Annotated in this window: 14 protein-coding genes and 2 pseudogenes; 7 read left to right on the plus strand and 9 right to left on the minus strand. The window is 68.4% G+C overall.

Annotated features, from left to right (window positions below; all coding sequences use genetic code 11):
- Positions 1-66: 66 nt before the first annotated feature.
- Positions 67-2,610, minus strand: coding sequence for an ATP-binding protein (locus ACWPN7_RS26340; RefSeq protein WP_459196188.1), 2,544 nt, complete (start codon positions 2,608-2,610; stop codon positions 67-69).
- A 345-nt stretch (positions 2,611-2,955) separates the two neighbouring features.
- Here ACWPN7_RS26340 and ACWPN7_RS26345 point away from each other — a divergent pair.
- Positions 2,956-3,237: pseudogene (locus tag ACWPN7_RS26345) on the plus strand (transposase); the annotation flags it as partial.
- A gap of 187 nt (positions 3,238-3,424) precedes the next feature.
- Here the strand turns inward: ACWPN7_RS26345 and ACWPN7_RS26350 are convergent.
- Positions 3,425-4,393, minus strand: coding sequence for an IS5 family transposase (locus ACWPN7_RS26350; RefSeq protein WP_174450913.1), 969 nt, complete (start codon positions 4,391-4,393; stop codon positions 3,425-3,427).
- 256 nt (positions 4,394-4,649) lie between these two features.
- On the opposite strand from ACWPN7_RS26350, the gene ACWPN7_RS26355 reads away from it, so the two are divergent.
- From ACWPN7_RS26355 to ACWPN7_RS26370, 4 genes are all read left to right on the plus strand, one after another.
- A complete protein-coding gene (locus ACWPN7_RS26355) occupies positions 4,650-5,231 on the plus strand; it encodes a calcium-binding protein (protein ID WP_014242592.1) in 582 nt (193 codons plus the stop codon).
- A gap of 215 nt (positions 5,232-5,446) precedes the next feature.
- The gene (locus ACWPN7_RS26360; protein WP_014242591.1) at positions 5,447-7,621 is read left to right on the plus strand and encodes a CHAT domain-containing protein; all 2,175 of its coding nucleotides are present in this window, start codon (positions 5,447-5,449) and stop codon (positions 7,619-7,621) included.
- The gene (locus ACWPN7_RS26365) at positions 7,618-9,660 is read left to right on the plus strand and encodes a CHASE2 domain-containing protein (RefSeq protein WP_492273509.1); all 2,043 of its coding nucleotides are present in this window, start codon (positions 7,618-7,620) and stop codon (positions 9,658-9,660) included. Before ACWPN7_RS26360 ends, ACWPN7_RS26365 begins: the two co-directional genes overlap by 4 nt.
- Positions 9,657-10,397, plus strand: coding sequence for a DUF928 domain-containing protein (locus ACWPN7_RS26370; RefSeq protein WP_014242589.1), 741 nt, complete (start codon positions 9,657-9,659; stop codon positions 10,395-10,397). Before ACWPN7_RS26365 ends, ACWPN7_RS26370 begins: the two co-directional genes overlap by 4 nt.
- Positions 10,398-10,434: 37 nt before the next feature.
- Here ACWPN7_RS26370 and ACWPN7_RS26375 read toward each other — a convergent pair whose 3' ends face one another.
- The 4 genes from ACWPN7_RS26375 to ACWPN7_RS26390 form a co-directional block, all read right to left on the minus strand.
- Positions 10,435-12,087 carry a ShlB/FhaC/HecB family hemolysin secretion/activation protein gene (locus tag ACWPN7_RS26375; protein WP_459196190.1) on the minus strand — a complete coding sequence of 551 codons (1,653 nt, stop codon included), beginning with the start codon at positions 12,085-12,087 and terminating at the stop codon, positions 10,435-10,437.
- A gap of 109 nt (positions 12,088-12,196) precedes the next feature.
- The gene (locus ACWPN7_RS26380) at positions 12,197-12,904 is read right to left on the minus strand and encodes a Crp/Fnr family transcriptional regulator (RefSeq protein ID WP_041814719.1); all 708 of its coding nucleotides are present in this window, start codon (positions 12,902-12,904) and stop codon (positions 12,197-12,199) included.
- Between the two features lie 160 nt (positions 12,905-13,064).
- Positions 13,065-14,450, minus strand: a complete 1,386-nt coding sequence (locus tag ACWPN7_RS26385; protein ID WP_459196191.1) for an HlyD family type I secretion periplasmic adaptor subunit — start codon at positions 14,448-14,450, stop codon at positions 13,065-13,067.
- Between the two features lie 29 nt (positions 14,451-14,479).
- Entirely contained in the window at positions 14,480-16,168 is a 1,689-nt protein-coding gene (locus tag ACWPN7_RS26390; protein WP_459196192.1) for a type I secretion system permease/ATPase, read from the minus strand.
- Between the two features lie 274 nt (positions 16,169-16,442).
- Between ACWPN7_RS26390 and ACWPN7_RS26395 the strand changes: the two genes are divergently transcribed.
- Together ACWPN7_RS26395 and ACWPN7_RS26400 are read left to right on the plus strand one after the other, a co-directional pair.
- The gene (locus ACWPN7_RS26395; protein ID WP_459196193.1) at positions 16,443-17,024 is read left to right on the plus strand and encodes a calcium-binding protein; all 582 of its coding nucleotides are present in this window, start codon (positions 16,443-16,445) and stop codon (positions 17,022-17,024) included.
- Positions 17,025-17,218: 194 nt separating this feature from the next.
- Entirely contained in the window at positions 17,219-20,776 is a 3,558-nt protein-coding gene (locus ACWPN7_RS26400; RefSeq protein ID WP_459196194.1) for a two-partner secretion domain-containing protein, read from the plus strand.
- A gap of 75 nt (positions 20,777-20,851) precedes the next feature.
- On the opposite strand, the gene ACWPN7_RS26405 is transcribed toward ACWPN7_RS26400, so the two are convergent.
- The 3 genes and pseudogenes from ACWPN7_RS26405 to ACWPN7_RS26415 form a co-directional block, all read right to left on the minus strand.
- The gene (locus ACWPN7_RS26405) at positions 20,852-21,544 is read right to left on the minus strand and encodes a trypsin-like serine peptidase (protein WP_014242581.1); all 693 of its coding nucleotides are present in this window, start codon (positions 21,542-21,544) and stop codon (positions 20,852-20,854) included.
- Between the two features lie 249 nt (positions 21,545-21,793).
- On the minus strand, positions 21,794-22,390 hold the full coding sequence (locus ACWPN7_RS26410; RefSeq protein WP_051658614.1) for a calcium-binding protein: 597 nt from the start codon (positions 22,388-22,390) through the stop codon (positions 21,794-21,796).
- A 210-nt stretch (positions 22,391-22,600) separates the two neighbouring features.
- A pseudogene (locus ACWPN7_RS26415) lies at positions 22,601-23,358 on the minus strand (IS5 family transposase).
- Positions 23,359-23,389: the final 31 nt, after the last annotated feature.

Genomic DNA, 23,389 nt, shown 5'->3' on the forward strand with positions numbered 1-23,389 from the left:
TCGGGGCATAATAAAATCCAATAAAAACCGATACGATGAACGGATTGCCGCCCGCCGGGCCTCAGTTCACGTGCCTTTTTGTCCGGCCTCTTGAGCAGTCTCATTCAACTGCGCGCGCAACGTTTCGACCAAGAGCTTGGCCGAAACCGGCTTGTGCAGGATGAGGAGCCCATGGGCGGCCGCCTCACGCAAGCTCTCCGTGCCGGTTTCCCCGGTCAACAGGACCCCAGGGATGGTGTGCCGGCAGGAGTCCCGTATCCGGGCAACCGCCTCCGTTCCCAGACGCCCTTGGCCCAACCGGTAGTCAGCCAAGATGATATCAGGGCATCGCCCGGCAACGCGCAGGCGATCGATGGCCTGATCGGCACTCGACGCAACGACAACGGTGCAGCCCCAGTCTTTAAGCATCGTCTGCAAGGCCATCAGCACCATCACATCGTCGTCGATGACAACGGCAAGCCACTCCCGGTCCAGCCGTGCGACCTCCGCCTCTTCGACCGGACCAGAGGGCAATGCGGCGGCTCCGCGCGGAACCGCAAAGATGAACGTCGAGCCGTGACCGACTTGGGACCGGACGTTGACCTGATAACCAAGCAGGCTGGCGATCCGCTGCACGATCGCGAGGCCCAGTCCGAGCCCCTGCTGCCGGTTGCGCTCGACGTTGGCAACCTGATGGAACTCGTCGAAGATGCGGTCGAGTTCCTCCGATGGAATGCCGATCCCGGTGTCTTCCACCTCAATCCGGATGCGCTCCGGCTCCGGCACGCAGCGGACCGTGATACCCCCGCGCTCGGTGTAACGCACCGCATTCTCGATCAGATTGCGCAGCAGGCGCCCCAAAAGGACACGGTCGCTGCGGACCGTCTCGAAACAGTCGAGCATATGCCATGTCAGCCCCCGGCTCTCGGCGACCGGCTGGTAGGCGATACGGAGTTCGTCGATGACGGTGTTCAAGGGGAAGTCCTCGAGCGTGACCTTCACCAAGCCGGCGTCAAGCTTGGACACGTCGAGCAGGCTGTCGAGCAACCCCTTAAGGGCATCCAGACTACGCTCAAGATGGGCCAGTTTCTCCCGTCCCGATCCGTCGAGGTGCCGTTCCAACGCTCCAGCGAACAGGAACAGCGACTGCATGGGCTGGCGAAGGTCATGGCTGGCGGCGGCCAGGAACTTGGACTTCGACCGCGAGGCCGCCTCGGCTTCCCGCTTGGCGGCGTCCAGCAACTGCTTGGCCCGGCGCTCTTCCGTCACGTCACGGACAATGACGCCAACCGCGACGACCGTGCCGTCGGCCCCCTTCAGAGGGTAGAAGTCCTCGATCCAGTCGAGTTCGGTGCCGGGGTGGCGATCCGTCGTGCCGTGCAGTTCAACGCCGCGGACGGTTTCTCCGGTGTCGAGGACTTGGCGAAGCAGGGGCTCCGCCGTTTCGCGCAGGGATGGGACAACGTCCCATGCATGCCGCCCGATGTGGTCGGCGACCGACACGCCATTTATCTCGGCCAAGGCCTCATTGACGCGGACGAAGTTCAGGGCGCGATCGAACACGGCGAGGCCAATGGGGGCGGTGTGGTAGAGGCTTTCCAACTCGTCAAACTGCCGGCGCTGAGCGGCTGCGGCTTGTTCGGAGATGGTCTTGGCGCGCTTGAGTTCCTCCTCGGTGCGCTCGCGGTAGCGCAAGTGACGGCGCAGCACCCATGACACCGCCAGCACCGATCCCAGGAGTACGGTTGCGGAAATCAGCAGCGACCGCAGCATCGCGGCGTCGGCCACTGCCATCCTGCCATCCCGATCGATATTCAGGATGCTGCGGGTTTCCCTCACGCCGACTTCCGGCGGCGAATGCGCCGTAATCAGACGCCTGCCCCTGCCGTCATCGATGTCGGTCACCTCGCGTTGCGTTGCCCCGAGCAGCGGGTGCAGGAACTCCGGCAACCCTCCCGGAGGGGCACTGCCTTCCGGAGCACGCGCGAACACCGTCCCCGCCCGGTCCGCGATCAACAGGCTGGCGTGCGGAGGCAAGGGCTTGCGCTGCAGGAGATCTTCAAGCCAGGCGGTGTCGATCACCGCGTTGACGGTTCCGGCAAACCGTCCGGCATCATCCACGTACCGCCTGACCAATGGAATCATCGGCTTGCCAGAATACTCTGACGGTCGGCTTAAGCCCTGAATGATGCCGTCAGTGATGTGGGCTTGTTGGAAGGTGGACCGATCCGCAATGGAGTGACCGAGCGCTAAGGGTTCGGTGGAGCACCGAATGACACCATTGGCGTCGGTGACGGTGAACATAAAGTGACGTGGGTAGTATGTTCTCAGACGCGCCAGGACAGTGGCGCATTGGGCCGGGCTCATCGCCCCGACCCCGGTGTCGATGAGCGCACTCAGCGCGCGGCCGGCTTCGCCGAAGACATGCTTCTGCTCATCTTCGATGTTGATGAGCCAACGGATGGCCTCTTCGTAAAGTTCAGCTTCCTGCTCGGTCCTGACGCTGAAAGCACTGGTGAGGATGATGGCGAACAGGGGGGCTGCGATCAGAAGCAGAAGCAGCGGGACCCACGTGGAAGCCTTCTCGGTCGTGACCAGGCCGAGCCTCCTGTCAGTCGTCACGAGGGGCATCGCCTTGTGCCGAGACGGGGCGACGTCGGTTGGTCGTTGGGCATGTGGTGGCTTGATAGCGAGAAGTCCGAATGTCCCAGGACCGTACTGGGTCTCATGGGGAACGTCGATCATTCAATGGGCATATGACGGGTCGGCAGTGTCGCGGGAACGGAGATAGCGCTTCGCACTCAACATGCGCGCAACTCGTTCGTGCTGGCGCGGTCGTGGCTTGCCAAACGGCCATGGCCCGCTTCCAGAAGGTGCGCCGGGTACCCTGTCGTGTGCACCCTACGCTCCAGTCCGGCCCGACGGCAATCTTCAGGCCGTTCGGCCAGCGGGCTGACGTCGATGACAATGTCCAGGTCGCTGCTCGCCTTCTACGCCTTCCCCGCCGAGCACTGGGACCATGTGCGGACCACCAACCCCATCGAAAGCGTGTTCGCCACCGTCCGCCACCGGACCGTCCGCACCAAGGGGGCGCTCTCGCAAGACACCGCCAAGCTGATGGTCTTCAAGCTGGTCACTGCCACCGCGAAGACGTGGCGCCGTCTGCAGGGGGAAAACCAGTTGCCCAAGGTCATCCAGGGCGTCACATTCCGTGACGGCATCGAGGTCACCGAAGCCGCCTCACAGGACGCCGCCTGACCAGACCGTCACCCAATTTCCTGCATAGCTCTCTAACACGTGGCGCATCTTGGCCGCCAACGCCTCGCGGCTGAAGGGTTTGCTCAACAGCGACGCGCCCTCGTCCAGCCGTCCATGGTGGACAATGGCGTTGGCGGTGTAGCCGGAGGTGGCCGGGGTTACAGTTCCGCCTGGCTCGCCTCCGTGATCAGGAGACGCGGACAGAGTTCGGGCGTCCGAGGTCGAGCATGCGGTTGAGGACTGCGGCGGCGATGGCCACCTCGGTGGCTTGCGCCTCATCGGTGTGGAAGCGCAGGGCCGGTCCGATGACCTGCTTCCAGCGGCCGATCTGACCCTCTACCCGCGCCCGCACATTGTACTGGCTGTCCCGTTGCCAAGCCATCCGGCCGTTCTCCGCGATCATCTGGATGTGCCGGTCGCGCTGCGTGGGCGCGGTCGCGGCGGTGTCGCTGAGCACAACGTCGGCGCGGGGCGGTGCCACGACCGCGGCTTCGGGATGACGCTGGTGGACCGAGGCGTAGACCCCAGTCCGGTCATAGGCACCATCCCCGGTGAGCGCGGCCACCGGTTCGTCGATCTGGTCGAGCAACGGCCCGACCTGAGCGGCATCGTCGCCGTCGCGGTCGGTCAGCGTGGCCGCAACGATCCGGCCGTTCTCCGCATCCACGCCGAGGTGCAACTTCCTCCAGGAGCGCCGCTTCTTCGTGCCATGCTTCTCGATCAACCATTCGCTCGGCCCGCACAGCTTCAGCCCCGTGCTGTCCACCAACAGGTGAAGGGGGCCGCTGGATGAGCGTGGCTTGCTGGGCAGCGCGACGGTCCTGGTGCGCCGGGCGATGGTGGAACGATCGGGCACCGGCAGGTCGAGCCCGAGCAGCTGCAGGATGCAGCCGATCAGCCCTTCGGTCTGGCGCAACGCCAGGTGAAAGACCGCGCACAGCATCAATGCTGTCGTGATTGCCAGATCCGAGCAGTTGGGCTGCCCGCCCCGTGTCGTCCGTGGCGCCGCCTTCCAGCTCGCAATCGCCTCATCAGTGACCCAGACCGTCAGGCTGCCCCGCTGCCGCAAGGTGGCATCGTACTCTGCCCAGTTCGTCACCCGGCACTTGGGCCGGGGAATGTGATGACGACGAGCGGCGTTGGCCTTTTGCGGCATGATGTACAACCAGAGAGCGGACGGGGCCTCTGCCTACGCCAGCAAGCCCATCCATGCAACACGCGGACACCCTGTCTCAACATGCGCAAAGTTGAAGGTCACTTTCGTGTAGTGACTCCTGCTCCGCGATCACCGAAAGAAGAAATAAAATAACAAAATCTGATGATGCTCAGTGATGGCGTGAACTGATGCCGAGCCCTCAGTGCGTTTTAATCGCAGTCACCGGGCGATGCCCAGTCACACCACGGAGATTGCGATGACCATCACTGCGACCGCGACCGAAGGCGCCGACACGCTGCAGGGCACTTCCATTGACGATACTTTCAAAGGACTGGGCGGCAACGACCAGATCTTTGGCGGAGCCGGGGCGGACACCATCACCGGCAACGCTGGCGACGACATGATCTATGCGGACAGCTACGGCGGCACCGGGGCCGACACCGAGGGCACGTGGAACAAGCTGTTCGGCGACGCCGGGGACGACGTGCTGGTCAGCGGCGCCGGTTTCGACGACCTGTGGGGCGGGGTCGGCAACGACACGCTGACCGGCGGGGCCGGTTGGGATTGGTTCGTGTTCGAGCCGGGCAGCGGCGTGGACGCCATCACCGACTTCACGCCGGGCAGCGACCAGATCATCGTCATGTCGAACATGAACGGGGCCGGCGATCCGGTGCTCAGCCAGAACGCCGACGGCACGGTGGTCGACTTCGGCGCCGGCAACGCGGTGCTGCTCCAGGGCGTCGCCCTGGCCGAGTTGCCGGCCGACGCCATCGTCACCGCCCCCTACAGCGACGGGCCGTCCTTCTACACCACCGCGGTGGAGGCCCTCCTGGGCTGAGCGTCGCGTTTCCTTCCGCTTCGGATGTGCCAAGTGAGAAACCTCGGGCTCCGCGCCATCCGCGCGGAGCTCTTTCTTTGTCAGCTCTTCTTTTCCGCAGTCGCAAAAGGCGAAACGCATCCGCCTCTGCGCCGTGTCGGGCGGATGCGGTTGGGGAGTAAGCTGGTCCCCGGTCGGACTCCTGCCCGCCGAATGGACAAAGAGGAGGGGTGCCCATGGGCCGGGCCTCTCTGCTGCCATGCCTGCTGACCGAGTTTGCCATTCTGGCGGCGGGAATGGTTCGCGCCGAAGACCCGACGACGGCCGATCAGCTCGCCCGGCAGGCCGAGGCGCACCGGGCGGAAGGCAAGCTCGAGCAGTCCTTCAACGAGCTGCTGCGAGCGCGCGCCCTGGCGGAAAAGTCCAGCGATCCGGGCCTCCTGTCCGCCATTGACGCCGCTCTGGCGGATGTCGGAAGTGCGGGCGAGTTCGACGGACGGGCTCGGGAAGGCTGGGCAAGGGCGCTCGACCGCCTGCTGGCCGAAATCGATCCCGGTCAGGAGCGCACCCGGGCGGCGGCGCTCAACACACTGGGCCGGCTGCGCGACACGCCAGATTCCGTGGACGCCTTCCGACAGAGCGCCGTGCTGGCGCGGCGGGCCGGCGACCCGGCGCTGGCGGCGACGGCCGGCATCAACGCCGCGCGCCGCCTCGCGGCTATGGGTGCGCCGGCACAGGCCGAAGCCGCGCTGACGGAGGTGGAACGCGATCTGGCGGCGCTGGAGGACGGCGGCGCAAAGGCCTTTCTGCTCGTCGCCCAGGGCATCGCCCTGATGGACGTGCAGGCGGCGGCGCGGCAGAGCCGCGGCTCCCTCGCCCGCCGCAGCCATGATTGCTTCGTAAAGGCCGCCGAGCTGGCGCGGGCGGCCGGAGACCGGCGCACCCTGTCGGCCGCGCGTGGATATTTGGGCACCCTGTATGAGCGGATGGGCCGCCCCGACGATGCGCTCGTCCTGACGCGGGAGGCCAGCTTCTGGGCGCAGGAGAGGATGGCCGCGGACCTCCTGTTCCGCTGGCACTGGCAGGCCGGGCGGCTGCATCGCAGCCAGGGCCGGACGGCGGACGCCCTGATGGCCTATGACGCCGCGACCGCCGCCATCCGGCGCATACGCTCCGACCTGCTGCGCGCCTATGGCGGTTACGGCTCCCTGTTCCGGGAGGCCATCGGGCCGGTCTATCTGGAATCCGCCGACCTGCGGCTCCGTCAGGCCTCCGCCCTGCGGGGCACGCCCCAGGCGCAACGGCACCTCGTGGCCGCCCGCGACGCCCTGGAGCAACTGAAGGCGGCGGAGCTGGAGGACTATTTCCAGGACGACTGCGTGGCGGCGCTGAAGGCCAAGGTCCAGACCATCGATCCGCTGGCCCCGGGCACCGCCGTGCTCTACCCCATCCTGCTGCCCGACCGGCTGGAGCTGCTGCTGAGCCTGTCCGACGGGCTGCACCAGGCCACCGTTCCGGTCGGCGGGGCCGAGGTCGGGGCGGTTGCGGCCAGCTTCCGCCGGCAGCTGGAGCAGCGGACCAGCTCCCGCTTCCTCGGCGATGCGCGGCGGCTCTACGACTGGCTGGTCCGGCCCTTCACGCCGCTGCTGGAGGCGCGGAAGGCCGACACGCTCGTCCTCGTGCCGGACGGGCCGCTGCGCAGCATTCCGATGGCCGCCCTCCACGACGGGAAGCGTTTCCTGGTGGAGCGCTACGCGCTGGCGGTCACGCCCGGCCTCAGCCTGATGGAGCCGAAGCCGCTGACCGTGCAGCAGGCCGAGCTGCTGCTGGCCGGGTTGACCGAGAGCGTGCAGGGCTTCCCCGCCCTGCCCTTCGTCGAGTCGGAAATCAAGACGATCCATGGCGCGCTGGGCGGGACGGTGCTGGAAAACCGCAGCTTCGTCATCGAACGGGTGGGGCGGGAGCTGAACGCGGCGCCCTACTCCATCGTTCACATCGCCTCGCACGGAAAATTCGAGCCGGAGGCGAGCGACAGCTACATCCTGGCCTACGACGGGCGGCTCAGCATGGACCAGCTCGAGCGCTTCGTGAAGCTGAGCCAGTACCGGGAGGAGCCGGTGGAGTTGCTGACGCTCAGCGCCTGCCAGACGGCGGCGGGAGACGACCGGGCGGCCCTGGGCCTCGCCGGGGTGGCGATCAAGGCGGGGGCGCGCAGCGCGCTCGCCTCGCTGTGGTTCATCAACGACCAGGCTTCGTCGCAGCTGATCGCCGACTTCTATCGGCGGCTGGCCACCGGCGCGCCCGGCAAGGCGGAGGCGCTGCGGCAGGCCCAGATCTCCATGCTGACGGATGTGCGTTACCAGCACCCCGGCTATTGGGCCGCCTTCCTGCTGATCGGGAACTGGCGATGAGGGAGCGGATCGTCCCGTCGCTGCTGATCGGGCAGGCCGCCGTGTTCGCGGTGCTGCTGATGCATCTGCTGGGCTGGCTGCAACCGCTCGACCTGCTGGCCTACGACAATGGGCTGAAGCTGCGCGCCCGGCCGGCGGTGGACGACCGCATCGTGCTGGTCGGCGCGCGGGAGGCGGATCTGGCGGCGCTCGGCTGGCCGCTGTCCGACGGTCAGCTGGCCGACCTGCTGAAGGCGCTGTCCGCCGCGAAGCCGGCGGCCATCGGTGTGGACATCTACCGCAACTGGCCCATCGGCGACGGCCAGGGCGAGCTGGAGCGGGTGCTGCGGGAGAACCCCGACATCGTCTGGGTCAACCGCCAGCCGTCGGAAGCGGGCGGGGCCATCGCCGCGCCGTCGGTGCTGGCGACGCCGGACCGCATCGGCTTTTCCGACATCCTGGTCGATCCCGACGGGGTGGTCCGCCGGAGCCTGCTGTTCCTGGAAGACCCGTCGGGGCAGCACGCCACGGCGCTGTCCATGGTCATGGCGCTGCGCCTGCTCGGACACCGGGGTATCGTCCCGCAGTCCGACCCGGAGGAGCCGGAGCACATGCGGCTGGGCGCCGCCACGCTGCGTCCGGTGGAGGCGACGGACGGCGGCTATGCCGGGGTGGACGCGCGCGGCTATCAGTTCCTGCTCGACTACGCCCTGGGGCCGGGGCCGATCCGGAATTTCTCGGTGCGGGAGGCGCTGGAGGGGCGGATTCCGGCCGAGGCGCTGGCCGGGCGGCTGGTGTTCGTGGCGGTCACCGCCGACAGCGTGAAGGACTATTTCCGGACGCCGGTGGACAGCGGCTTCGCCTTCGGCGCCGTGGTGCACGCCCAGGCCACCGGCCAGCTTCTCCGCATGGCCCTGGGCGAGGCGACGCCGACGGCGAACCTGCCGGACTGGGCCGAACTGGCGGTGACCGTCGCCGTCGGGCTGGCCGGTTCCCTCCTCGCGCTGGCGATGCACGGACCGCTGGCCTTCGCCCTGCTGCTGGCCGGGGGGACGGCGCTGCTGACCGGGCTGTGGTTCGCGGCGCTGGCGCAGGCGCTGTGGGTGCCGCTGGCCGCGCCGCTGGGGGCATGGGCGCTGGCGCTCGGCCTCGTCACCGCCTTCCTGTCCCGCCGGGAGCGGGCCGACCGCGAGGCGCTGATGAACCTGTTCTCCAGCCACGTGCCGGGGCCGGTCGCCAAGGAGCTGTGGGAGCGCCGGCACCTGTTCATGGACGGCGGGCGGCCCCGGCCTCAGCGGCTGACGGCGACCGTCCTGTTCTCCGACGTCGCGAACTTCACGCCGATTTCGGAGAAGATGGAGCCGGAGGAGCTGGACGCCTGGCTGCACGACTACATGGGCGCCATGGTCCCGGTCATTCAGGATCACGGAGGCCTGCCCCTGCGCTTCGTCGGCGACGCCATCCTGTCCGTCTTCGGCGTGCCCGTCCCCCGCGAGACGGAGGAGGAGATCGACCGCGACGCCGGCAACGCGGTCTGCGCCGCACTCGCCATGGCCGACGTGCTGGCCCGCCTGAACGAGGGCTGGGCCAGGCAGGGCCTGCCGCCGGCCGGGATCCGGGTCGGCATCTACACCGGCCCGATGGTGGCCGGCAGCATCGGCGCGCCGGGGCACATGGAGTATTCGCTGACCGGCGACGCCGTGAACACGGCGGCCCGCCTGGAAGCGCTCGCCAAGACGGTCGGCACCGACGTGCCGGGGCGGCCTTGCCGGATCCTGGTGGGCGATCCGACCTGGGAGCGGCTGCGCGGCGCCTTCCGGGGCTCGGCGGTCGGCGAAGTGCCGTTGAAGGGCAAGGACCGCAAGGTCGGCGTGCACGTCATCCTCGGCGAGGCGGGCGCGGAGGTGCCTGACGCGGAGGTACCTGACTCGGGAGAGCCGGACGCGGACGTGTTGCGGCTCACAGCGCCGCCGGCCCCGGCGCCGCTAACATCCGGACCATCATCGACCGATGGGGCCGGACCGATCACCGGTTCACGCAAGAAGGGAGCCACGGGATGACGCGCCATCCGATCCTGGCGGCGACGCTCGCCGCGACCACGATTCTGTCCGCCGGCCTGCCGGTTGCCGCCCAGGCGGCTTCCTCCGAACGCGGCGGCGCGCAGGAGGCCGCCGTGCCCGGCGGCGGCATCGTCTATGTCCCGCCGTCGCGCGGCGCGCCACAGGGGCGCATCGGCGGCAGCACGCGCGGGCCGGTTGGCGGGTTGCCCAGCCTGGAGGTGCTCGCCCCCGACCATGCCGGCCTGACGGCCTCGCCGCAGCCGACCCTGCTCTGGTACCTGGGGGCACCGGCGAAGGGGCCGATCGAGATCGTCGTCGATACGGTGGAGATGTCGGGACGCCCGCCCCTGCTGGACGTGACGCTGCAGCGCCCATCACCCGGCATCAACGCCGTCGATCTGGCGCAGCACAAGGTCCGGCTGGAGCCGGGGCGGCTCTACCGCTGGTCGGTCGCGATGCAGGTGGATCCGGCGCAACGGTCGGGCGACGTGCTGGCGTCGGGAATGATCGTCTACCAGACCGGAGCGAGCCCGGCGGTGGACCGCAAGGCCCCGGCGGCAACGGCGGCGAGCCGGTTGGCCGCCCAGGGATACTGGTACGACGCGCTGGCGGTCCTGTCCCGCGCCATCGCCGGCCAGCCCGGCGACGCCGGCCTGCGGGACCTGCGCGCTTCCCTGCTGGAACAGGTGGGATTGCGCGAGCCGGCGGCGTACGACCGCGCGGGCAGGAGGGAGTGAGGCCGTCGCACCGGCCCGGGGCGGCCGGGCGGGGATCTCAGAAAACCCTTGCGGTGACGCGGAACTGCACGCCGTGGTCCTGGAGGGAGTCGCCGTCCGCATCCGGCACGTCGCGCAGGGGCCGGGCGTAGGTCAGTTGCAGGCTGACGTCGGGGGAGACGTCCCAGCGGAGGCCGAGACCGACGCCGGCGATGGCGCGCGGGGCCGGCGTCGGTTCCCCGTGGTTCCATCCCCGGCCGTAATCCAGGAAGGGGACGAGCGACACGCGCCCGTCCTCGGCATCGCGCGACAGCGGGGGCAGCGGGACCTGGAACAGCGGAAACCGCCCCTCCAGCGACAGGACGAGCCCCTGGTCGCGGACCAGCGTGTTCTCGCGGTAGCCGCGCACCGTGTCGAAGCCGCCAATGGCGATGCGCTCGTTGGGCAGCAAGGTGTCGTTCGAGAGTTGCGCGTCGGCCCGCAGCACGATCTGGTTGCCCCGCTCGTCCAGGCGCCTCGCCCATTGGAACTGGCCGAGCCAGGCGAGGAACTGACCGTCGGGCGCACCCGGCTCATGATGGACGGTGGCCCCCAGCGCGTCGATGCCCAGGCTGAAGACGGAGCGCAGCGCGATCACCTCCTCTGGCCGGCGGCGCAGCCAGTTCTGCGACAGGCGCAGCACCGTCAGGGTCGCCCGGCCGTCGTCCACCCCTTCGGAAAAGGTGAAGGGCCGTCCCAGCAGGAAGGTCTCCGTCCGGTTGCGCGACAGGGTCAGGCCGACGTCCAGGCGGTCCCGCGCGGTCAGGATCACCGGGTGGGAGACGCCGGCCTCGTAGGTGCGCACACGGCTCTCGATATCCAGCTCGTCCAGCGGGGCTTCCACGATGCGGGCGCGGGCGTCCTCCGCCCGCAAGCGCAGCGTCGTGCCGGCGGAGGTCACCGGAAGCTCGAAGGCCGCCCAATAATCGTGGGAGCCGCGCGTCTGCTCCAGGTCGATCTCCAACGCGTCGCCCCAGCCCGTCAGGTTGCGGACGATGCCGAAGGCGTTGCCCCGCAGTTCCCCCGTGGTCGGGGACGAGGCGTTGTCGACGTTCAGCCACAGCGCGTAGGGCCGCGCCCGCGTCACCGCCACGCCCAGGCGGCTTTCCCCCAGCCGTTCGCCCGGCCCGAGTTCGGCGTTGATGCGCTCGATCAGCGGGTTCTGGAGCAGCAGCAGCACACGCTCCCGCAAAGCGTTGACGTCCAGCGGCGTGGTGACGCCGCGCGCCAGCCGGCGTTCGACGTAGCGGGGGTCGAGCCTGCCGGTCCCGGTCACGTCGATGCCGGAAAGCACGCCTTCCACGATGCGGACGGTGACGATCCCGTCGGTGACGTCCTGGTCCGGCAGCACGGCGCCGGAGGTGATGAAGCCCCGCTCGATGTGCAGTTCGGTAAGGCGCCGCTGGAGCTCCTGCAACTCGTCGGCTTCGACCTCCCGTCCGGCGAAGGGGGCGGCGGCGGCCACCAGCTCGGCCGTGGAGATCGCCGTGTTGCCTTCGAAGCGGTAGCCCTTCACGAAGACGCGTGGCGCCTGCGAGAGCGGCGGCGCCCGTTCCGTCCGGTCGAGGACGGGGGGCGGCAGGATGTCCGGTCCGGAGGGTTCGAAGCCGGGAAGGTCCGGGCGTTCGCGCGTGCCCCGCTCCGGCAGCGGGGGTGTGATTTGGGGCGGCATGATTTGGGCCGGCGTGATTTGGGCCGGCGTGATTTGGGATTGGGCCGAAGACGCCGTGGCGATCAGCAGGGCCATTGCCCCGGCGATGCACCGGCCCGCGGGCACCGGGTCACCGCGCCGGCTGGCCGTAGTCGGCGATCTGCTGCGGTTGCAGCAGCGTGATGTAGCCGTTCTCCACCGCGATCAGCTCCTCGTCCTGCCAGGTGCGGAGCTGTTTGTTGATGCTCTCGCGGCTGGTGGCGATCAGGTTGCCGAGATCCTTCTGAGACAGCTTCAGGTCGATGCGCAACCCGTCCCGGGTGCGGCGGCCGTAGCTGGCGCCGAGCCGGACCAGCAGACGGGCCATGCGCTGCGGCAGGTCGAGCAGGGCCAGATCCTCCACCAGCAGGCTGGTCTGGCGCAGGCGGTCGCACATAACCTCCAGCATCTTGATGGCGACCTGCGGGCTCTTTTCCAGGAAGGGGACGAAGTCGCGCCGTTCGATGACCAGAAGCACGCAGTCCCCGATGGCGGTGGCGTCGGCGGTGCGCGGGCGTCCGTCGAGCAAGGCGATCTCGCCGAAGATGCCGCCGGTTTCCACGACCTTGAAGACGATCTCCTTGCCGCTTTCGGAGACCGTGCCGATGCGGACGTTGCCCAGCAGCACGGCCATCATGCCGCTGCCTGGATCGCCCTTCTGGAAGATGGTCTGGCCGTTCTTGCACCGGCGCTCCCCTGCGAAGGCGAGGATCGCGTCCACGTCCTTGCCGCTGATGCAGCGGAACAGGTCGTGCTGAAGAAGAAGCTGGCGTTTGAAGACCGGATCGAAGCGACGCACGAATCCCTCCCATGTGGCTCCAGGGAGATCCGAACCATCGGTTGCGGCCTCCCCACTTAACGTCACCCGGAAAGCCCGTGCCAATGGAGCATCGGGGTTATCCGAATTTCGAAATGTTTGGTACCGGCGTGCCGTGCTGCGTTCGGACGCCGCCCCGGCATCACTCCTCGCGGAAGGCGCGGGCGAAGCTGTCGGTCAGCGGTGCCAGGAAATAATCGGCGGCGGTGCGGCGGCCGGTCACGATCATCACTTCCGCCGGCATGCCGGGCTGGAGGTTCAGCCCCCCGGCCCGCTGCAACTCGCCGCGGTCCACCACGATGTGGGCGCTGTAGGAGGCATCGCCCGTGCGCTGGTCGGTCAGCGCGTCGCCGGAGACATAGGTCACGCGGCCCGACAGGACGGGGGTCGTCCGCTGCTTGAAGGCGGTCAGGCGGATCCGCGCGGGCAGCCCGGTGTGGACGTTGTCGATGTCGGTCGGCCGCAGCCTGGCCTCGATCAGCAGGCTGTCGTCGTCCGGCGCGATGTCCAGGATCGGCTTGCCGGCCCCGATGACGCCGCCCGCCGTGTGGACCTGCACGTTCATCACCATGCCCGTGGCAGGTGCGCGCACCACCGTCCGCTCCAGCACGTCCCCGGCGGCGTGCAGGCGCTCGTCCAGTTCGCGCAGCTTGCCCTGCACCTCGCGCAGTTCCGTCGCCAGTTCCTCCGCGCGCTTGTTGCGCAGGTCGAGGATTTGCAGCCCGGTCTCGCCGCGCCGCTGCTCCGCCCGCGCGATGGAGGCGAGATACTCGCCGCGCCGGCCGCCGAGGTTCGCGGCCTCGCGTTCCAGCGACAGCAGGCGCGACTTGCGCTCCAGCCCCTTGACGACGAGGGTGCGCGCGTCCTGCATCTCCTCCGCGATCAGGCTCAGCTGGACTTCCGTGCTGGCGACCTGGGCGCGCAGCCCGTCGGCCTCGGCGTCGAGCTGGGCGGTTCGCTGGATCAGGATGTCCACCTGCCCCCGCAGGCTTTCCCACCGCGCGGAGAAGAGGCGGCGCTGCCCGTCGAGCAGTTCGGCGATGCGGGCATCCTGGTCGTGGGCGGCCCGGACGGCGAGATGCGGCGGAAAGGCCACCTCGTCGGCTCCCGCCCGCTCCGCCAGCAGGCGGGCCTCGCGGGCCAGCAGTTCATCCTGCTGGGAACGCAGCGTGTCCAGCGCGCTGCGCGCCTGGGTCTGGTCCAGGACGACCAGCGGCGCGCCGGCCTCCACCCGCGCGCCCTCGGCGACGAGGATGCCGCGCACGATGCCGCCTTCCAGATGCTGCACGGTCTTGCGGCGGCTCTCGACCACCACGTGTCCGGCCGCCACGGCCGCGCTGTCCAGCGGCGCCGTCAGGGACCAGGCGCCAAGGACGCCGGTGAAAACCGTGAGGGACAGGACGCCCGCCAGGATGATGCGGCCGGGGTTGGGGGCGGCGGCGACAGCGGAGCTGAGGGCGGAGCTGGCGGTGGAGTTGGTGGCGGTGGAGTTGGGGGCGGAGTTCGCGGTGTCGGCGATGCTGGTCATGGCGGGGATCCTTGTCGCGAAAACGAGGGTCAGGCGGCGGAAGAGGAGATGGCGTCCCGAGTCTGGGCGGGGCGGGGCTGGCCGAGGGCGGCGATCACCTCGTCGCGCGGTCCGAACCGGGCCACAGCGCCGTCCCGCAGGACGAGCACGCAGTCGGCGACGCGCAGCAGGTTCGGCCGGTGGCTGGTGGCGACAACCGTGGCGCCGCGCGCCTTCAGCGCGGCGATGGCCTTCTGCAACGCCGCCTCGCCGGGGCCGTCGAGATGGGCGTCCGGCTCGTCGAGCACGACGAGGCGAGGGTTGTCGAACACGGCGCGGGCGAGCGCCAGACGCTGGCGCTGTCCGGCGGACGGCAGGAAGCCTCCGCTGCCGAGGCGGGTTTCATAACCCTGGGGCAGGCGCAGGATCATGTCGTGGACGCCGGCAATCGTCGCCGCCTCGGTCACGCGGTCCAGCGGGGCCTCCTCCATGCGGGCGATGAAGGCGCGGACGGTGCTATCGATCAGGTCGCCGTCCTGAGGCAGATAGCCGATATGGCGCCCGAGTTCGCCCCGGTCCCAGCCCGCCACGTCCACGCCGTCCAGCCGCACCGCCCCGGCCTGGGCCGGCAGCGCGCCGACCAGCGTTCGCGCCAGCGTGGTCTTGCCGGCCCCGGAGGACCCGACCACCACCAGCACGGTACCCGGCTCCATCGCGAAGGAGACGTTCTTCAGCAGGGACCGGGCACCGGGAATGGGACTGGCGGCGATGCCTTCGACCGACAACAGGCCCCGTGGCGGCGGAAGGCCGCGGACGGTGCGCCGCGGCGCCGGTGTCTCCAGATGGGCTGCCACGCGCCGCCACGCTGCACGCGCCGCCGCCAGCGTCCGCCATGCACCGATCACCTGCTCCACCGGAGCCAGCGCACGGCCGAGAAGGGTGGCGCTGGCGAACAGGGCGCCACCGGTGATCGCATGATCAACCACCAGATAGGTGCCGACCGCCATGATGGCGACCTGCACGACCAAGCGGACCCAGCGGGTCAGGGAATAGGCGGTGGCGTGCCGGGCGCAGGCGCGCTCCCCCTGGTCCAGGGCGGCGGCGTTTCCCGCCGCCCAGCGCTCGACCACGGCGGCCGACATGCCCATGCAATGGATCTCTTCCCGCGAGCGGACCGCCGCCTCGACGAAGCGCTGGGCGGTCGTGCCGGCCTCGCCGGAGGCGGCGACGGCGCGGCGCGTCAGAATCTCGCCCGCCCAGGCGATGGCGAACAGCGTCAGGGCGCCGCCGGCCGCCACCAGCCCCAACAACGGGTGCAGGGCGAACAACGCCACCAGATAGACCGGAACCCACGGGACATCGGCCAAGGCGGCGACCACGGGGCTGCCCATGGTCTGCCGCAGCACCGCCAGTTCGCGCAGGGTGGTGAGATCGGCGTCCCGCCGGCCACCGGACATGGTCAGCGCGCGACGCAAGCACTCCGGGGCGAAGCGCCGCTCCACCCAGCTGGCGACGCGCAGCAGCAGGCGGGCGCGCAGGATCTCCAGCCAGCTGACGAAGACGAGTGCGACCAGCGCGATCACAGTCAGATAGAACAGCGTCTCCAGGCTGCCGCTGGACAGGACGCGGTCATAGACCTGCATGGAATAGAGCGGCAGGGTCAGCGCCAGCACGTTGATGGCGGCGCTGAAGCCCGCGGCGGCAACCAGGCAGCGGCGGGCGGGGGCGAGCGGTGACATGACGGGCGATTTTCCCTTTCCGGTGCGCCGGAGCCATCCCCACGGCGTGCCGTCATTCCGCCACAGGCTTGTGCGCGGGGGAGTGAGCGCCACCACCACCCCTCCGTGTTCCGCGCAATTCCTGCAAAGCTGCCCCAGAAATTCCAACGGACTGCAAAGGAAATAAAATATCAAAATTTGGCGATTCTCGGTGATGGCGTGAACTGATGCCGAGCCCTCAGTGCATTTTAATCGCAGTCACCGGGCGATGCCCAGTCATACCACGGAGATTGCGATGACCATCACTGCGACCGCGACCGAAGGCGCCGACACGCTGCAGGGCACTTCCATTGACGATACTTTCAAGGGACTGGGCGGCAACGACCAGATCTTTGGCGGAGCCGGGGCGGACACCATCAACGGCAACGCTGGCGACGACATGATCTATGCGGACAGCTACGGCGGCACCGGGGCTGATACCGAGAGCGCCTGGAACAAGCTGTTCGGCGATGCCGGGGACGACGTGCTGGTCAGCGGCGCCGGTTTCGACGACCTGTGGGGCGGGGTCGGCAACGACACGCTGACCGGCGGGGCCGGTTGGGACTGGTTCGTGTTCGAGCCGGGCAGCGGCGTGGACGCCATCACCGACTTCACGCCGGGCAGCGACCAGATCATCGTCATGTCGAACATGAACGGGGCCGGCGATCCGGTGCTCAGCCAGAACGCCGACGGCACGGTGGTCGACTTCGGTGCCGGCAACGCCGTGCTGCTCCAGGGCGTCGCCCTGGCCGAGCTGCCGGCCGATGCCATCGTCACCGCCCCCTACAGCGACGGGCCGTCCTTCTACACCACCGCGGTGGAGGCCCTCCTGGGCTGAGCGTCGCGTTTCCTTCCGCTTCGGATTTGCCATGTGAGAAACCTCAGGCTCCGCGCCATCCGCGCGGAGCCCTTTCTTTGTCCGCTCTTCTTTTCCGCAGTCGCAAAAGGCGAAACGCATCCGCCTCTGCGCCGTGTCGGGCGGATGCGGTTGGGGGGTAAGCTGGCCGGCACTCGGAACGCGGAGGGCGTCGCATGCGGCGGAGACTCCTGCTCACCCACGTGGTCGCCCTGCTGTCACCGGCGGCCGCCTTGGCTCAGATCGCCACCGACGGCACGACCGGCCCACGCGTGAGCCTATCGGGCAACCTTGTGGAGATCGGCGCCAGCCTCGGCATCCAGGCCGGTGGGAATCTGTTCCACAGCTTCGACCGCTTCAACGTCAACCAGGGTCAGACGGTGACCTTCACCGGGCCGGGCAACGTGCGCAACGTGGTCGGCCGGGTCACCGGCGGCAGCCCGTCGGCGATCGACGGCACGCTGCGCTCCACGGTCGGGCAGGCCGATGTCCATCTCATCAACCCGGCCGGCATGACCTTCGGCCCCAACGCCGTGGTGGACGTACCGGCCAGCCTGCACGTCGGCACGGCGCACGAGGTGCACTTCGCCGACGGCGCGCGCTTCTCCGCTCTGGACAAGAGCGGGAGCAGCTTCACCGCCGCCCCGCCGGCCGCCTTCGGTTTCCTCGACCGGCCCACGGGGGCGCTGAAGGTCGATGGCGCACGGATATCCGTGAAGCCGGGCAAGGCCCTGTCCCTGGTCGGCGGCGATGTAGAGGTGCGCGGCGGGGCGACGGGCCGCGTCGAAGCGCCGGGCGGGAGCGTGACGGTGGCGTCCGTGGGCCGGGCCGGGCAGGTGCGCCTCACCGACGGCGCCGTGAACGCCGCCAAGCAGGGGAAAATCCGGCTGCACGATCGCGCGTCCGTCGCCTCCAGCGGCAACGGTGGCGGCAGCGTCCGGATTCGTGGGGGCTCCCTAACGATCGACAACGCGACCGTCGCGATGAACAACACCGGCGGCGCCGACGCCAAGGGGGGCCTCGACGTCCAAAGCCGGTCTCTGGACATTGCCAGCGGAGCGCTCATCAGCGTCGCGACGGGGAGCGGCCAAGGAGCGCCTATCAGCCTCCAAGCCGGAGACGTGACGCTGCGCGAGGGAGCGCGCGTCGGCAGCATTGCCTTCGGCCAGGGTGGCGCCGGCCCGATCACAATCATCGCCGACCACCTGTCCATCGAGGGCATCGGGGAGACTTTCTCGACGCTCATCGACAGCCAAGCGGCCTTCTTCGCGAACGGCTTGGCCGGCCCGATCACGATCGCCGCGGGCAGCGTGGACATCCACAAGGGCGGCGCGATTCTGAGCCGCACCTACGGGGCAAGCAAGGCCGCCGACATTTCCCTGAACGCCGGGAGCCTCACCATGTCGGGCGACTCGACGGCTGGCGTGCGGTCGCGGATCGTCAGCGAGGGCTATCCCTGGGCGACCGGGGACACCGGGTCGGTCACGCTTGGGATCACCGGGCCGCTGCTGTTGAGCGACACCGCCCAGATTGGCAGCCGCATCGAGGGGTCTGGCAATGCCAGCCCCGTCACCGTCGACGCGGGCACGATCACCATCACCGGCGGTGCGGGCGACGTCTTCACGGGCCTGATCAGCCAGGTCACGGAGACCGCGACGGGAATCGGGGGCATGGTTTCCGTCCGTGCCGGCGCCATCGACCTGTCCGGCCCCTACGCGCAGATCGCCAGCAACACGTTTGGAAGCTCCCGCGCCGGCGACGTGACGGTCGAGGCCGGACGCCTGTCGATCACCGGGGTGAGAGGCGTCTTCGGCGATTTCAGGGGCGTGTTCGTCGGCATTCAGGCCAACACGAGCGGCGGCGGGCGCGCCGGCACGGTCCGCGTCAGCACCGCCGGCCCGCTGACCATCGCCAACGGAGGCGAGATCGGCAGCAACACCTTCAGCGCCGGTCACGCCGGAGACGTCGCGGTGACGGCCGGCTCGCTGTCGATCACCGGAACCGGGACGTCTGTCCTGACGGGGATCACGAGCAACGCCGACAACGGCTCCACCAACGACGCCGGCACGGTCCGCGTCAGCACCGCCGGCCCGCTGACCATCACCAGCGGCGGTGAGATCGGCAGCAACACCTTCACCACGGGAAACGCCGGGAATGTCATCGTGACCGCCGGGTCGCTGTCGATCACCGGCAATCACGGCAAGAGCTTCACCGGCATCTCCAGCAACGCCAACCGCCTTTCCAGCGGCAATGCCGGCACGGTCGGCGTCGCCTCGGCCGGCGCGCTGACCATCGACCAGGGCGGCGAGATCGGCAGCAACGGCTTCAGTTCCGGCAACGCGGGCGACGTCACCGTGTGGGCCGGCTCGATGGCCATCACCGGCGACGGCGGGCAGAGCTTCACGGGCATTTCCAGCAACGCCAACCGGGGTTCCAGCCCCGACGTGCGCGAGGGCAACGCCGGCACGGTGACCGTAGGGGCCGGCATGCTGGCGATCAGCCAGGGAGGCTCCATCGCCAGCGACACCTTCGGCGACGGCAACGCAGGGGCGGTGACGGTCCATGCCGGAACGCTGGCGATCATGGGCATCCCCGACGAGGTTTTCACCGGCATCTCCAGCAACGCCGAGCCCGGATCCAAGGGCGATGCCGGAACGGTCCGGGTCACCACCACCGGCGACTTGGCGATCCTCAACGGCGGTGAGATCGGCAGCAACACCTTCGGCGAGGGCGATGCCGGAGCCGTGACGGTCAAGCCCGGATCGCTGTCGATCCACGGCGTCGACGGTCCGCCGCGCCTGACCGGAATCGGAAGCAGCGCGGAACAGGGCTCGGGCGGCCAGGGCGGCATCGTCCATGTGACGACGGCGGGGCGGATTTCCCTGACCCATGGCGGCCAGATCCGCAGCACCACCTTCGAGAAGGGGAATGCCGGCTCGGTGACGGTGCAGGCCGGCCAATTGCTGATCGACCGCCAGGGCGTCCCGACAGCGACCGGAGTGCTGAGCAGCGCCCAGCCGGGCTCGACCGGCGATGGCGGCTCCGTCACCATTCGCGCAGGCGATCTTCTCCTGCGCCGGGACGGGACGGTCAGCGCGGAAAGCGAGGGAACGGGGACGGGCGGATCGGTCGCGATCACGGCGACGGACCAGTTGGCGCTGGACGGTGCGGCCATCCGGACCCAGACCACCACAGCGAACGGCGGCGACATCACCATCCAAGTCGGCCGGCTGCTCGACCTGCACGAAAGCGCGATCACGACCTCGGTCGCCGGCGGCACCGGCAGCGGCGGCAACATCGTCATCGATCCGCCCTTCGTGGTGCTGGACGACAGCCGAATCCAGGCCAACGCGCAGAAGGGCAACGGCGGCAACATCACGATCCGGGCCGACCAGCTGTTGTCCTCCCCCGCGACGGTGATCGAAGCGTCTTCGGCCGAGAGCGTGTCGGGGACCATTTCCACACCGGCTCCCGACAACACCATCGCCAGCAGCCTGGTCAAGCTGCCGGAGAGCTTCCTGGGCAGCCGGGACCTGCTGCGCGACACCTGCGCCGGCCGGGGCGGGCGGGCGAGCAGCAGCCTGATCGTCGGCAACGGTGGCGGCCTGCCGCTGGACCCCGCCGCCGCCCTGCCCTCTCCCTACGGCGGGCCGGCAGGCGGGAAGGCCGGTGACGCATCAGGGCCGGCGCCGCCGCTCCGGTTCCAGATGGCCGCGAGGCCGGGTTGCCGATAGGCGGGCGAAAGAAAGGCCCCCGGTTCCGGCTTCGCCCCACCGGAGGCCTCCCTTGAGCGGGTCACACGGCTGCGATCAGGCGGCCGCGATCAGGCGGTCATTATCGGCGATCCAGTCGAGCAGCGTGCCGTAGCTCGCTATGACATCATGGGCGGCAACGCCGGTGGAGACGATGCCGACGACGTGACCGACGCCGTTCTCCTCGTACCAGACCGGCCCGCCGGAATTGCCGGGATGGACCTCCAGGCCACTGATGTCGATGAAGTCGTCGAACGGGTTGTCCGCGACCCAACCCATATCGTTCATCATGTTGTTGCCATACAGATCCGGGAATCCGGTCAGGTTGACGCTGCCGGACACGAAGGTCGGATCGATCTCCATCCAGCCCGTCTCGTAGCCCAGCGCCACGCCGAGATCGAGCAACGCGTAGTCGAGTTCCACCCCTTCCAGGCCCGCGCCGCCGTTGCCGGACACGATCAGGCCGTCCCCGTTCGGATCGAAGTTGGCGTTGTAATGCCACGAGACGGCGTCCACGCTTCCGAACGGCGCCGTGAAGGGAGACGGGTCGAAGGCCGGGGTGACGGTGATCTCAATCGGGCTTTGGCCCGTCGTCGAATCGTAGACGACGTGGGATGCCGTCAGGACGTCATTCGGTCCGACCATCACACCGGACCCGGTGTGGACCTCGCCGTTCGCGTAGGTGGAGGTGATGAAGACGATGCTCTGCCAAGGATACTCGGTCTGGCTGGTCACTTCGACTTGGGACATCGCTGCTGCTCCTGTGCTGTGAACCGATGGATGGAGAATTCCGGGCACCGATCCCGAACACCATCATTCAACCCCAGGAACGAAGTACGCACAGTCGAAGCGGTCACTGAAACAGCAGAAGAATAGCAATAATATTTCTAATCAGGATTGCTTGATTTTCGCAAAAAAAAGGGCCCCGCGCGAACAGCACGGAGCCCGGAGTTTCACCATTGGAAAACCTGATCCAGGAAAACTTGGCCGATCTTGCGATCAGCCTAGAAGAGCGTTTACTGCCGTACTGTAGAAGGACGCCACGTCGCTGTAGGGGGCGGTGACGATGGCGTCGGCCGGCAGCTCGGCCAGGGCGACGCCCTGGAGCAGCACGGCGTTGCCGGCGCCGAAGTCGACCACCGTACCGTCGGCGTTCTGGCTGAGCACCGGATCGCCGACCCCGTTCATGTTCGGCATGACGATGATCTGGTCGCTGCCCGGCGTGAAGTCGGTGATGGCGTCCACGCCGCTGCCCGGCTCGAACACGAACCAATCCCAACCGGCCCCGCCGGTCAGCGTGTCGTTGCCGACCCCGCCCCACAGGTCGTCGAAACCGGCACCGCTGACCAGCACGTCGTCCCCGGCGTCGCCGAACAGCTTGTTCCACGTGCCCTCGGTGTCGGTCCCCAGGCTGGGTTCGCTTTGGCCGGCATAGACGTCGGCGAAGATCACGTCGTCGCCGTCATTGCCGCTGATGGTGTCCGCGCCGGCCCCGCCGAAAATCTGGTCACCACCACCAAGTCCATTGAAAGTATCGTTGATGGACGTTCCCTGAAGAACGTCAGAGCCTTCGGTCGCATTCGGAACAATTCGCATGGTTTCCTCCTTGGTTTGTCAGGGCATCACCCTGTGAGGAGGATTAAAGCGCGTATGTTTTCCGAGATAAGTTTAAATGTTCACTTTCTCTCCGAATATCTTGTTATCTTCTTTCTTTTCATATAACCACAGAGTGGTGCATTTCATTTGATTTCAACGACACCCCTCGTTGTAGAGCATCTTGGTGCCGCGGTGCTTTAGGGCTGGGACTCATAACCAGTAGCTGACGAGAGCAGCGATCTGGACGGCCGCCAGAAAGTTGACGGCGAGGCGGTCGTAACGGGTGGTGATACGGCGGAAATCCTTCAACCGGTTGAACATGCGCTCGATGGCATTACGGTTGCGGTACAGGTAGGGAGAGAAGCAGCTCTTCCAACGGCGGTTGACCTTGGGCGGGATGTTGGGGGCGGCCCCCTTGGCCTCGATCTTCCGGCGCACGGCGTTGGTGTCGTAGCCCTTGTCTCCATGCACCAGATCGGCGGCGGTCAACTGGTCCAGCAATTGGTCGGCGGCCGTGCAGTCGGCGACCTGCCCACCGGTCAGCAGGAATGCGATGGGGCGGCAGGCGGTGTCGGTCAGGGCGTGGATTTTTGTCGTCCGCCCGCCGCGGGACCTCCCGATCGCTTGGCGGCGCTCCCCCCTTTTCCGCCGGAGGCACAGCGGTGTGCTTTCACGGCTGAGCTGTCGATCAGAAGCTCGGCCGGTGGGCCGCCCGCACTGGCCAACGCGTGGAACATGGTGGCCCAAATGCCTTTGGCTGCCCACCGCTGAAAGCGGTTGTACAAGGTCTTACGGGGGCCGTAGACGGCAGGAGCGTCCTTCCACCGGCAGCCGGAGATCAGCACATGAATGATCCCGCTGATCACCCGACGGTCATCGACCCGTGGCTTCCCCCGCGTGTCCCGTGGCAGAAACGGCTCAAGCCGAGAGACCTGAGCGTCGCTCAGCCAGAAAAAGTCCTGATCCATAAACAGCCTCCCTTCGGAGGCTATGAATCAC

The sequence above is a fragment of the Azospirillum sp. UENF 312511 genome, from assembly GCF_058780635.1.

Coding starts and splice junctions, on each gene's coding strand:
- ACWPN7_RS26340 (WP_459196188.1), bottom strand. CDS start 2,610: ATGCCCCTCGTGACGACTGACAGGAGGCTCGGCCTGGTCACGACCGAG.
- ACWPN7_RS26350 (WP_174450913.1), bottom strand. CDS start 4,393: ATGCCGCAAAAGGCCAACGCCGCTCGTCGTCATCACATTCCCCGGCCC.
- ACWPN7_RS26355 (WP_014242592.1), top strand. CDS start 4,650: ATGACCATCACTGCGACCGCGACCGAAGGCGCCGACACGCTGCAGGGC.
- ACWPN7_RS26360 (WP_014242591.1), top strand. CDS start 5,447: ATGGGCCGGGCCTCTCTGCTGCCATGCCTGCTGACCGAGTTTGCCATT.
- ACWPN7_RS26365 (WP_492273509.1), top strand. CDS start 7,618: ATGAGGGAGCGGATCGTCCCGTCGCTGCTGATCGGGCAGGCCGCCGTG.
- ACWPN7_RS26370 (WP_014242589.1), top strand. CDS start 9,657: ATGACGCGCCATCCGATCCTGGCGGCGACGCTCGCCGCGACCACGATT.
- ACWPN7_RS26375 (WP_459196190.1), bottom strand. CDS start 12,087: ATGCCGCCCCAAATCACACCCCCGCTGCCGGAGCGGGGCACGCGCGAA.
- ACWPN7_RS26385 (WP_459196191.1), bottom strand. CDS start 14,450: ATGACCAGCATCGCCGACACCGCGAACTCCGCCCCCAACTCCACCGCC.
- ACWPN7_RS26390 (WP_459196192.1), bottom strand. CDS start 16,168: ATGTCACCGCTCGCCCCCGCCCGCCGCTGCCTGGTTGCCGCCGCGGGC.
- ACWPN7_RS26395 (WP_459196193.1), top strand. CDS start 16,443: ATGACCATCACTGCGACCGCGACCGAAGGCGCCGACACGCTGCAGGGC.
- ACWPN7_RS26400 (WP_459196194.1), top strand. CDS start 17,219: ATGCGGCGGAGACTCCTGCTCACCCACGTGGTCGCCCTGCTGTCACCG.
- ACWPN7_RS26405 (WP_014242581.1), bottom strand. CDS start 21,544: ATGTCCCAAGTCGAAGTGACCAGCCAGACCGAGTATCCTTGGCAGAGC.
- ACWPN7_RS26410 (WP_051658614.1), bottom strand. CDS start 22,390: ATGCGAATTGTTCCGAATGCGACCGAAGGCTCTGACGTTCTTCAGGGA.